This window comes from Streptomyces laculatispora (assembly GCF_017353455.1).
GTDB lineage: Bacteria > Actinomycetota > Actinomycetes > Streptomycetales > Streptomycetaceae > Streptomyces > Streptomyces laculatispora.
Genome location: NZ_JAFMPZ010000469.1, coordinates 1 through 10,322 on the forward strand (window position 1 = coordinate 1; position 10,322 = coordinate 10,322).

A 10,322-nucleotide genomic window follows, 5' to 3' on the forward strand; every position below is an offset into this window, starting at 1 on the left:
GCCGTAGCCCGGCTACGGGTTCCCCCAGGGCCAGCAGCCGCAGCCCGGCTACGGGTTCCCCCAGGGCCAGCCGCCACAGCAGGGTTACGGCTATCCGCAGCAGGGCCAGCCGCCGCAGCAGGGCTACGGATACCCGACCACCCCGATGCAGCAGCCGTACCAGCCGCCGCAGAACGGGAACGGGCCGAAGAAGTTCTCCACCCAGGCGCAGATCATCGTCGCCGCGGTGGTCGCCGTGGTGCTGATCGTCGGCGGCGGTCTCTGGTACGCCTCCGGCGACGGCGGCGGCAAGAAGAAGGACGAGGCTTCCGCCTCCTCCGGCACCGACGGCGAGAGCAAGGGCACCGACGGCAAGGGCACCGACGGCGGCGGCAAGGAGAAGGTCCCCTCGAACACCAAGGGCACGGTCGCCTTCCAGCTGCCGCAGCCCAAGGTCACCGACGTCACCACGGTCGACGGCTCCTGGCTGACGGACAAGGTGTACGTGAAGACGGGCGTCAACGAGGTCATCGGCTACGACCAGGACAAGGGCACCAAGCTCTGGTCGATCCCGCTGTCCGGCCAGATCTGCGCCGCCTCCCGGCACATGAGCAAGGACTTCAAGACGGCCGTCGTCTTCGAGGAAGGCAAGCGGACCGCGGCGAACAAGTACCAGACCTGCAACCACGTGGCCGCCCTCGACCTCAGCACCGGCAAGCTCATGTGGAGCAAGACGGTGATCGCCGCCACCGGCGGCGACGACCCCGTCCGGTTCGATGAGGTCACCCTCAGCGGCACCACGGTGGCCGCGGCCGGCGGCGAGGGCGGTGCCGCCTTCGACCTGGGCACCGGCGCCGAGCGCTGGAAGCCGAAGGTCAGCACCGACGGCTGCTACGACACGGGCTACGGCGGCGGCGAGGCACTCGCCGTGGTCCGCAAGTGCGGTAAGTACGACGACCCCCAGCTCACCATCCAGGCGCTGAACCCGACCACGGGCGCCCCGATCTCCACGTACAAGATGCCGCCCGGCGTCGAGTACGCGAGCATCGTCTCCACCAAGCCCCTGGTCGTCGCCGCCGACGTCGGCGACACCGCGGGTGACGGCAGCGGGATCTCCGACTTCTTCTCGATCGACGCCGCCACCGGCAAGCTGCTCGTCAGGATCCCGGCCGACGCGGAGAAGTACGCCGCGAACTGCCGGTCCACCGAGGTCGAGAGCTGCCAGCAGCTCGCGGTCGGCAACAACCGCATCTACCTGCCCACCGAGGAGCACGAGGGCGGCGGCGAGTACGGCGACACCAACGAGATCGTCTCCTTCGACCTGACCACCGGCAAGCAGACCGGGGACAGGGCCGACGCGGGCGACCGCTACACGATGTTCCCGCTCCGCATGGACGGCGGCAACATCATCGCGTACAAGGAGCCCCCGTACGACAAGGGCGGCCAGGTCGTCTCCATCGACGGCAGCACTCTCAAGCAGACCGTGCTGCTGGAGAACCCGGACGACGAGTCGGTCCGGGACGCGGAGACCAGCTTCTCCGCGGACTACGCCGAATTCCGGTACGGCAGCGGGCGGCTGTACATCTCCCAGACGGCGATCAGCAAGCCGCGGGAGAGCTCGCTGAACGACAAGGAGTACCTCGTCGTCGCGTTCGCGGCGAAGTGATCTGACGTCAGCACCGCCCCCCGGCCCTGCCGGTCGATCAGTCGACCGGCAGGGCCGGTCGTTTTCCGACCGTCAAGTGGGCGGGAACGGAACACGATTGGGCATTGAGTGGGCCTTCTGCCGACTAAGGTGCCCGCAGCGTCGAACAAGCGTGTAACTTGCCGGGTCTAGAGGGCCGGGGGGCCTGTCGCCGGTGCTACGGGGGGTTGCTCGATGGGCGTGCGGCTGATGGTGGTCGATGACCACCGACTGCTCGCCGAGGCGCTCGCCTCGGCGCTCAAACTACGTGGTCACCGGGTGCTCGCCGCCGCCGCGCCCACCGCGGGAGCGGCGGACCTGGTGGTCAGCAGGGCGCCGGAGGTCTGCCTGTTCGGCACCGCGGCACCCGCCGAACCGGGCGCCTTCGACCCGATCGTGAGGATCAGGCGCGAGCGTCCGCAGATCGCCGTCGTGGTGCTCGGCCCGGTGCCGAGCCCGCTGGGGATCGCGGCCGCCTTCGCGGCGGGCGCGGTCGGCTACGTCCGCCACGACGAGCGCATCGAGGGCGTCGAGCGGGCGATCGTCAAGGCGCGGGCCGGTGAGGCGGCGGTCGCGCCGCAACTGCTCCAGGGAGCCTTCGCCGAGCTGCTCAACCCGGCGGCCCAGCCGGACGACGAGGGGCAGCGGCTGCTCCAGCTGCTCACCCCGCGCGAGGTCGAGGTCCTGGTCAGGGTCGCTGAGGGCGAGGGCACCCGGCTGATCGCGGCCGGTATGCGGATCGCGCCGAGCACCGCCCGTACCCATGTGCAGCGGGTACTGATGAAGCTGGGCGTCGGCTCCCGGCTGGAGGCGGCGGCGCTCGCCGCCCGCACCGGCCTGCTGGACCGGGCGGCCGTCGGGACGCGGCAGGGGCCGGGCACCGTCGGCTGACGGTGCCCGGCCCCTGCCGGTGGTGCGGGAGCCCCGGCGGGTCAGCCGCCGGGCACGTCCGTGGTGTCCGGGGCGTCCGGTACGCCGGCCGGCGGCTGGGCCGGTCGCAGCTTCAGCCAGACCAGGAAGAACAGCCCGAGCGCCAGCATGGCCAGCCCGGTCCACAGGTTGATGTGGACGCCCTCGGCCTTCTTCAGGTCCGCGTCGGACGGGTTGATCCCGGCGATGGTGACGATGACTCCGTAGACCACGAAGAGACCGCCGATGATCCGCCTGATGTCGAAGAGGCGGGCCGCTGTCGCGGACTTCTTCTCCAGATCGGAGACTTCCTTGTGCAGTTCGGACATGGTGAGTTACTCCGATCAGAACGAGTAGGGGACGTAGCACAGGGCGGCGAGCACGATCGCGCCCCAGCCCAGCAGGGCCGGCCTGCGGTACCAGGCGCTGTCGCCCTCCTCGGGCACCTCATCGGCGTCCGGCGACTCGGTTCCGTATACGAGACCGGCCAGTTCGGCCTCCTGCTTGGGAGCCGTGAACAGCGTGACGGCGACCATGACGACCGCACCGGCGACGAACCCGACGATCGCGGAGACGAAGTTGGCACCCTGGTCGCTCGGGATGTCGATGACGCCCTGCTTGTAGATGACGAAGTAGTTGACCATCGCGGCCGTGGTGCCCGCGATCAGGCCCCAGACGCCCGACTTCATCGAGGCGCGCTTCCAGAACATGCCGATGATGAAGACGACGAAGAGCGGGACGTTGAAGAAGGAGAACAGCGTCTGGAGGTAGGTCATGATGTTGGAGAAGCTGGCGGCGATGTACGCCGTGCCGATGGACGCCAGCACCCCGAGCACCGTGATCAGCCGGCCGAAGCGCAGGTAGTACGCGTCCGGCTGGTCCTTCTTCACGTACCGCGCCCAGATGTCCGTGGTGAACACGGTGTTGAACGAGGAGACGTTGGCGGCCATGCCCGCCATGAACGCGGCCAGCAGACCGGTCACCGCGATGCCGAGCACACCGTTGGGCAGCAGCTCCCGCATCAGCAGCGGTATCGCGTCGTTGTAGGCGAGATCCGAGTCCGGGGTGCCGATCTTCGGTACGAGGACGGCGGCGACCAGGCCCGGGATCATCACGATGAAGACGATGAAGATCTTCGGGAACGCGGCGATCAGCGGGGTGCGCCGGGCGGCCGAGAGGTTCTTCGCGGACAGGGCGCGCTGCACCTCGGCGAAGTTGGTCGTCCAGTAGCCGAAGGAGAGCACGAAGCCCAGGCCGAGGACGATCGTCAGCCAGTTGGCCCCGAGTGGGTTGGCGTCACCGATGCCCGTACCGCCCCAGGCCGACATGAAGTCCTGCCCGTGACTCTTCTCCAGTGAGCCGGTCAGCCCGTCCCAGCCGCCGACGCGCTTGAGCCCCAGCACGGTCAGCGGAATCAGCGCGGCGAGGATGACGAAGAACTGCAGTACCTCGTTGTAGATGGCGGAGGAGAGCCCTCCGACGGTGATGTAGAGCAGGACGAAGATGCCCGCGACGATGATGGCCACCGACCGCGGCCAGCCGAGGAGCGCCTCCACGACGATCGACAGGGCGTACAGGTTGACGCCCGCGATCAGGACCGCCGAGAAGGCGAAGAGTATGGAACTCAGCAGATGCGCCGACTTGTCGAAGCGGTGGAGCAGGAACTCCGGTACGGAGCGCACCTTCGACCGGTAGTAGAAGGGCATCATCACGAGCCCCAGGAAGACCATGGCCGGGATGGCGCCGATCCAGTACCAGTGGACGACCGCGACGCCGTACTGCGCGCCGGTCGCCGCCATGCCCAGGATCTCGGTGGCGCCGAGGTTGGCCGCCACGAAGGCCAGACCGGTCACCCACGCGGGCAGTGACCGTCCGGAGAGGAAGAAGTCGAGGCTCGTCCTCACGCTCGCCCGAGCGGCGAAGCCGATGCCGAGAACGACGACGAAGTAGATCGCCAGAATCGTGTAATCGAGCCCGTTCGTGGGGAGCCGGAGCCCGGATGCCAGTGAGTGCATGGGGGGAACTCGCTTCGTTGCGTGTATTGAACCCGAGGGAAACTACGCCTTTGTGTTCAGAAAATGAACAGTTTCATTGAGGTTCTTTGTTTGATTGTGGTCGTATGGCCCGGAAACCCGGCCTTAATCCACGAGAACCCCACGAGAGTCCCGCGAGGGCCGCACGAGATCCCGCTCACATCCGGCCGCACTTGGTTGACGTCGACTCATTGACGCGCCTGTTGATTTGTGGTTCCTTGTGTTGAGTTATGTTTGGGAGGAGTCTGGTGAAGAAGACGGTTACGACGCTCGCCGACGGCCGGGAGCTGCTCTACTACGACAGCCGCGACGACGTGGTCCGGGACGCCGTCGACCGGCGGCCGCTCGACGCCGTGGCGACCTCCTCCGAGATCCGCCGGGACCCCCTCCTCGGGGACAGCGTCGCCATCGCCTCGCACCGCCAGGGCCGTCCGTACCATCCGCCGGCCGACGAGTGCCCGCTCTGCCCTTCCCAGGAGGGACGGCTCAGCGAGATCCCCGACGACGGGTACGACGTCGTCGTCTTCGAGAACCGTTTCCCCTCGCTCGCCGGTGACTCCGGCCGCTGCGAGGTCGTCTGCTTCACCTCCGACCACGACGCGTCGTTCGCCGGTCTCAGCGAGGAGCAGGCCGGCCTCGTACTGGAGGCCTGGACCGACCGCACCGCCGAGTTCGCCGGGCTCGACCAGGTCAAGCAGGTGTTCTGCTTCGAGAACCGGGGCGCCGAGATCGGCGTGACGCTCGGCCACCCGCACGGGCAGATCTACGGCTACCCGTTCGTCACCCCGCGCACCGAGCTGATGCTGAGCTCGATGGAGAAGCACCGCGCGCGGACCGGCGGCAACCTCTTCGACGACATCGTCGCCCGCGAGCTGTCCGACGGCGGCCGGATCGTGCTCTCCGGTGAGCACTGGGTGGCGTTCGTGCCCTACGCGGCCCACTGGCCGTACGAGGTCCATCTGTACCCGCTCCGGCGCGTCCCCGACCTGCGGGACCTCGAAGACGGGGTACGCACGGAGTTCACACAGATCTATCTGGAACTCTTGAGGCGGTTCGACCGGATATTCGGCCCCGGCCAGCCTCCGACGCCGTACATCTCGGCCTGGCACCAGGCACCGTTCGGCATCCCAGGACGGGAGGAGTTCGCGCTCCACCTCGAGCTCTTCACCGTCCGACGGACGCCCAGCAAGCTGAAGTTCCTCGCGGGTTCCGAATCCGGCATGAGTGTGTTCATCAACGATGTGCCGCCGGAGGCCGCGGCCGCGCGACTGCGAGAGGTAGCGAGCGAGTGAGCAAGTCCCCCAAGAAGTACCTGGTGACCGGCGGCGCGGGATACGTGGGCAGCGTGGTCGCCCAGCACCTGCTGGAGGCGGGTCACGCCGTCACCGTCCTCGATGACCTCTCCACCGGATTTCGCGCGGGAGTCCCGGCCGGCGCCGAGTTCATCGAGGGCCGCGTCCAGGACGCTGCGAAGTGGCTGGACGCCTCCTACGACGGGGTGCTGCACTTCGCCGCGTACTCCCAGGTCGGCGAGTCCGTCACCGACCCGGAGAAGTACTGGGTCAACAACGTCGGCGGGTCCACCGCCCTGCTCACCGCGATGCGTGACGCCGGGGTGCGCACCCTGGTCTTCTCCTCCACCGCCGCCACCTACGGCGAGCCGGTCTCCAGCCCCATCACGGAGGCCGACCGCACCGCTCCGACCAGCCCCTACGGCGCGACCAAGCTCGCTGTCGACCACATGATCACCGGCGAGGCGGCCGCCCACGGGCTGGCCGCGGTCTCGCTGCGGTACTTCAACGTGGCCGGGGCGTACGGCAGCTGCGGTGAACGGCACAGCCCCGAGTCCCATCTGATCCCGCTGGTCCTCCAGGTCGCCCTCGGGCAGCGCGAGTCGATCTCCGTCTACGGCGACGACTACCCCACCCCCGACGGCACCTGCGTCCGCGACTACATCCATGTCGCGGACCTCGCCGAGGCCCACCTCCTGGCCCTCGGAACCGCCACCGCGGGCGAGCACCTGATCTGCAACCTCGGCAACGGCAACGGCTTCTCGGTCCGCGAGGTCATCGAGACGGTCCGTGAGGTCACCGGCCACCCGGTCCCCGAGACCGCGGCCCCGCGCCGCGGCGGCGACCCGGCCGTCCTGGTCGCCTCCGCCACCACCGCCAGGGAGCGCCTCGGCTGGCAGCCGTCCCGCGCGGACCTGGCCGCAATCGTCGCCGACGCCTGGACGTTCGCCCGCCGAGAGGAGCACACCGCACCATGACCGACAACGCTGAGCCGACCGCCGCCCCCACCGAGCCGACCGCTTCATCCACCGAGTTGACCGCTTCATTCACCGAGCTGTACGGGGCCGCACCCGAGGGGATCTGGGCCGCCCCCGGCCGGGTCAACCTGATCGGCGAGTACACCGACTTCAACGACGGCTTCGTGATGCCGCTCGCGCTGCCGCACACCGCACGGGCCGCCGTCGCCCGCCGCACGGACGGCGAGCTGCGGTTGCACTCCACCGATGTGCCGGGCGGTGTCGTCCAGCTCCGCGTCGACGAGCTGGTCCCGCACTCCGGCCACGGCTGGGCCGCCTACCCGGCCGGGGTCGTCTGGGCGCTGCGCGAGGCCGGCCACCCGGTCACCGGCGCCGACATCCAGCTGACCTCCACCGTCCCCACCGGCGCCGGGCTCTCCTCGTCCGCCGCCCTCGAAGTGGTCACCGCGCTGGCCCTGAACGACCTGTTCGGGCTCGGGCTCACCGCCGCCGAGCTGGCGGTGCTGGCCCAGCGCGCGGAGAACGCCTTCGTCGGCGTCCCCTGCGGCGTCATGGACCAGATGGCCTCGGCCTGCTGCACCGAGGGCCACGCCCTGCACCTGGACGCCCGCGACCTCACCCAGCGCCAGGTCCCCTTCGACCTGGCCGCCCACGGCCTCCAGCTCCTCGTCGTCGACACCCGCGTCAAGCACGCGCTCGGCGACGGCGCGTACGCGGAGCGGCGCGCGGCCTGCGAGGAGGGCGCCCGCGTACTCGGTATCCGTACCCTGCGCGAGCTTTCGCACGAGGGCCTGGGCGCCGGGCTCGACACGCTGGCCGCGGCCGGCGCGGACGAGTCCGTCGTGCGCTGCGTACGCCATGTGGTCAGCGACAACCAGCGCGTCGAGCAGGTCATCGCGCTGCTCGACGCGGGCGATGTGCGCGCGGCCGGTCCGGTCCTCACCGCGGGCCATGTCTCGCTCCGGGACGATCTGCGGGTCTCCTGCGTGGAGCTGGACCTGGTGGTCGAGACGGCGAACGCGGCCGGGGCGCTCGGTGCGCGGATGACCGGCGGCGGCTTCGGCGGCTCGGCGATCGTGCTGGTGGAGGAGGCGCAGGCGGACACGGTCACCAAGTCCGTCCTGGAGGCCTTCGCTTCGGCGGGCTACGCGGCCCCCGGCGTCTTCCCCGCGGTCCCGTCCGCGGGCGCCCGCCGGCTCGGCTGAACCCCGGGCGGCTGAGAGGCTGTCGGTGACCTCCGGCCGGGCGGACCGAAGTCGCCGACAGCCTCTCAGCCGAGCTGCTTGGTGAGGGTGAACTCGGTTACGCCCGGCGGGTAGTTCTCGACCCGCCCGGTCACCTCGTAACCCCGCTTCCGGTAGAAGTCCGGGGCCTGGAAGCCCCAGGTCTCCAGCCGGGAGCGGGTGCAGGACCGGTCCGTGCGGGCCACCCGTTCCGCCTCGGCGAGCAGTCGCGAGCCGAGGCCGGAGCCGCGGTGCCCGGCGTCGACCCAGAGCATGTCCACATGGAGCCAGTGCGCCCAGGTGCGCCCGGTCAGTCCGGCGGCGAGCTGCCCGTGGGCGTCCATCGCCCATACCTCCAGCGGGACTTCGTGCGCGGCGGGGCCGTCGCGCAGCGCACGGATCTCCGGCGACCTCGCGGTGTTGTCCTCGCGGAGGCGTCTGTTCAGCAGCTGACGACGTTCTTGGTCCACTTCTGTCTCAAGACGGAACATGAACAACACCCTAGGACCGCCCGGACCCTCAGTTCTGCGAATCGCCTCCCGCTCCGGGCCGCCGCCCGTACGCTGATGCACAGCACCGGTGGGGGCCGGTGCTGATTCAGGGGTACGAGACAGCCGGGTGCGACACCCGGGCGGGGTGGGAGTCGGTGCACGGCGGCGGCCGTGGCACTGAGGTCCGAATCCCCGTTCCGGGTGTCGCACCCGTGCCGGTCCGTCGCTGCCGGGGGTCGCACGCTACGGGGCGCCCCAGAACACACAGCATGGGGGTGTCTGTGGTCCGTATCCGGGTTCTCGTGGTCGACGACCACCGCATTTTCGCCGAGTCGCTCGCCGCGGCGCTCGCGGCCGAGCCGGACGTCGACGTGGCGGCGGCGGGCAGCGGCCCGGCCGCCCTGCGCTGTCTGGAGCGCGCGGCCGCCGAGGGGCGCGGTTATGACGTGATGCTGGTCGACGCGGAGCTGGGCATCCTGGCCCCGGCGGGCGGCCACAGGGCCGTCGGTCAGGTGTCGGCGCCCGCTCCGGACGCCGGGGGGAACGGGCAGGCCGACGGCATCTCGCTGGTCGCCGGGGTCCGTGCGGACCGGCCGTCGGTGCGTACGGTGGTGCTCGCCGAGAAGGACGACCCGCGCCGGGCCGCGCTCGCGCTCCAGGCCGGGGCCTGCGGCTGGGTCGCCAAGGACTGCTCGCTCCAGCGGCTGCTCGCGGTCATCCGGGGTGTGCTGCGCGACGAGACGCATCTGCCCGCCGCCCTGCTCACCGGGGTGCTGCGGGAGTTGCTGGCGGACCGCAAGCACCGCAGCGAGAGCGAGCTGCTCGTCGAGTCGCTGACCCCGCGCGAGCGCGAGGTGCTGCGCTGCATGGTGGCGGGGCTCGGCCGCAAGGCGGTGGCGGAGCGGCTCTTCCTCTCCCCGCACACGGTGCGTACCCATATGCAGAACGTGCTGGGCAAGCTGGGGGTGCACTCGACGCTGGCGGCGGTCGCGCTGGCCAGACGGGCGGGCGTCGGGCCCGCCGATCCGGTGGCGCCCCGGGAGTCGGGCCTAACCGGGGATGTTGTCGAACGGGGCAGTCAACTGGCGTAGCAGTCCTGCCAGTTCGCCGCGCTGGTGGCGGGAGAGTTCGCCCAGGATGGCGCGCTCCTGGGCGAGCAGGCCGGCCAGTGACTGGTCGGCCTTGTCGCGCCCCTCGGCGGTGAGCCGGACCAGTACGCCGCGGCGGTCGCTGGGGTCGGGGAGCCGCTCGACGAGGTTCTTCTTGGTCAGCCGGTCGATGCGGTTGGTCATCGTGCCCGAGGTGACCAGCGTCTGGGTGAGCAGCTGGCCGGGGGAGAGCTGGTACGGATCGCCGGCGCGGCGCAGCGACGTGAGGACGTCGAACTCCCACGGCTCCAGACTGTGCTCGGAGAAGGCGATCCGGCGGGCCCGGTCGAGATGGCGGGCCAGGCGGGAGACGCGGCTGAGGACCTCGAGTGGTTCCACGTCGAGGTCGGGGCGCTCTCGGCGCCATGCAGCGACCAGTCGGTCGACCTCGTCCTCCATGTGGATCAGTGTAGAGGGTCTGTCGACATGAAGTCTCTTGAATTCGAGTGTCTTGACATCAAGATACTTTCGGGATGATCCTGGTCCCATGACCGCACCCCTCTGGGATCCGCAGCAGTACCTGCGCCACGCGGACCACCGCACCCGCCCCTTCCACGATCTGCTGGCCCGCGTCCCCCCCCTCCCG

General features: G+C 70.1%; 9 protein-coding genes and 2 pseudogenes. 7 read left to right on the forward strand and 4 right to left on the reverse strand.

What is annotated here, in order from left to right:
• Positions 1–7: 7 nt before the first annotated feature.
• Together J1C73_RS23025 and J1C73_RS23030 are read left to right on the forward strand one after the other, a co-directional pair.
• Positions 8–1,645: pseudogene (locus J1C73_RS23025) on the forward strand (outer membrane protein assembly factor BamB family protein); the annotation flags it as partial.
• Between the two features lie 213 nt (positions 1,646–1,858).
• Entirely contained in the window at positions 1,859–2,554 is a 696-nt protein-coding gene (locus tag J1C73_RS23030) for a response regulator transcription factor (RefSeq protein WP_207318093.1), read from the forward strand.
• A gap of 41 nt (positions 2,555–2,595) precedes the next feature.
• Here J1C73_RS23030 and J1C73_RS23035 read toward each other — a convergent pair whose 3' ends face one another.
• Both J1C73_RS23035 and J1C73_RS23040 read right to left on the reverse strand, forming a co-directional pair.
• Positions 2,596–2,901: a hypothetical protein gene (locus J1C73_RS23035; protein WP_207318094.1), complete on the reverse strand. Its 306-nt coding sequence runs from the start codon at positions 2,899–2,901 to the stop codon at positions 2,596–2,598.
• A 15-nt stretch (positions 2,902–2,916) separates the two neighbouring features.
• The gene (locus tag J1C73_RS23040; RefSeq protein WP_207318095.1) at positions 2,917–4,587 is read right to left on the reverse strand and encodes a sodium:solute symporter family protein; all 1,671 of its coding nucleotides are present in this window, start codon (positions 4,585–4,587) and stop codon (positions 2,917–2,919) included.
• A gap of 266 nt (positions 4,588–4,853) precedes the next feature.
• Between J1C73_RS23040 and galT the strand changes: the two genes are divergently transcribed.
• The 3 genes from galT to galK are packed head-to-tail and all read left to right on the forward strand — an operon-like array spanning position 4,854 to position 8,079.
• The gene (gene galT, locus J1C73_RS23045; protein ID WP_207318096.1) at positions 4,854–5,897 is read left to right on the forward strand and encodes a galactose-1-phosphate uridylyltransferase; all 1,044 of its coding nucleotides are present in this window, start codon (positions 4,854–4,856) and stop codon (positions 5,895–5,897) included.
• Positions 5,894–6,874, forward strand: a complete 981-nt coding sequence (gene galE / locus J1C73_RS23050) for a UDP-glucose 4-epimerase GalE (RefSeq protein ID WP_207318097.1) — start codon at positions 5,894–5,896, stop codon at positions 6,872–6,874. Before galT ends, galE begins: the two co-directional genes overlap by 4 nt.
• Positions 6,871–8,079, forward strand: a complete 1,209-nt coding sequence (gene galK, locus J1C73_RS23055) for a galactokinase (RefSeq protein ID WP_207318098.1) — start codon at positions 6,871–6,873, stop codon at positions 8,077–8,079. The genes galE and galK overlap by 4 nt, the downstream gene beginning before the upstream one ends.
• Before the next feature lie 65 nt (positions 8,080–8,144).
• On the opposite strand, the gene J1C73_RS23060 is transcribed toward galK, so the two are convergent.
• Positions 8,145–8,588, reverse strand: coding sequence for a GNAT family N-acetyltransferase (locus J1C73_RS23060; RefSeq protein WP_207318099.1), 444 nt, complete (start codon positions 8,586–8,588; stop codon positions 8,145–8,147).
• 269 nt (positions 8,589–8,857) lie between these two features.
• Here J1C73_RS23060 and J1C73_RS23065 point away from each other — a divergent pair, with 269 nt between their 5' ends.
• A complete protein-coding gene (locus J1C73_RS23065) occupies positions 8,858–9,679 on the forward strand; it encodes a response regulator transcription factor (protein ID WP_207318100.1) in 822 nt (273 codons plus the stop codon).
• Here the strand turns inward: J1C73_RS23065 and J1C73_RS23070 are convergent.
• The gene (locus tag J1C73_RS23070) at positions 9,638–10,135 is read right to left on the reverse strand and encodes a MarR family winged helix-turn-helix transcriptional regulator (protein ID WP_123459812.1); all 498 of its coding nucleotides are present in this window, start codon (positions 10,133–10,135) and stop codon (positions 9,638–9,640) included. The genes J1C73_RS23065 and J1C73_RS23070 overlap by 42 nt on opposite strands.
• 88 nt (positions 10,136–10,223) lie before the next feature.
• Between J1C73_RS23070 and J1C73_RS35140 the strand changes: the two are divergent.
• Positions 10,224–10,322 (forward strand): annotated as a pseudogene (locus J1C73_RS35140) (trans-aconitate methyltransferase); the annotation flags it as partial.

Bases quoted from the DNA above. Each gene is read 5' to 3' on its own strand.
- J1C73_RS23030 (WP_207318093.1), top strand. From the start codon at position 1,859: ATGGGCGTGCGGCTGATGGTGGTCGATGACCACCGACTGCTCGCCGAG.
- J1C73_RS23035 (WP_207318094.1), bottom strand. From the start codon at position 2,901: ATGTCCGAACTGCACAAGGAAGTCTCCGATCTGGAGAAGAAGTCCGCG.
- J1C73_RS23040 (WP_207318095.1), bottom strand. From the start codon at position 4,587: ATGCACTCACTGGCATCCGGGCTCCGGCTCCCCACGAACGGGCTCGAT.
- galK (WP_207318098.1), top strand. From the start codon at position 6,871: ATGACCGACAACGCTGAGCCGACCGCCGCCCCCACCGAGCCGACCGCT.
- J1C73_RS23060 (WP_207318099.1), bottom strand. From the start codon at position 8,588: ATGTTCCGTCTTGAGACAGAAGTGGACCAAGAACGTCGTCAGCTGCTG.
- J1C73_RS23065 (WP_207318100.1), top strand. From the start codon at position 8,858: ATGGGGGTGTCTGTGGTCCGTATCCGGGTTCTCGTGGTCGACGACCAC.
- J1C73_RS23070 (WP_123459812.1), bottom strand. From the start codon at position 10,135: ATGGAGGACGAGGTCGACCGACTGGTCGCTGCATGGCGCCGAGAGCGC.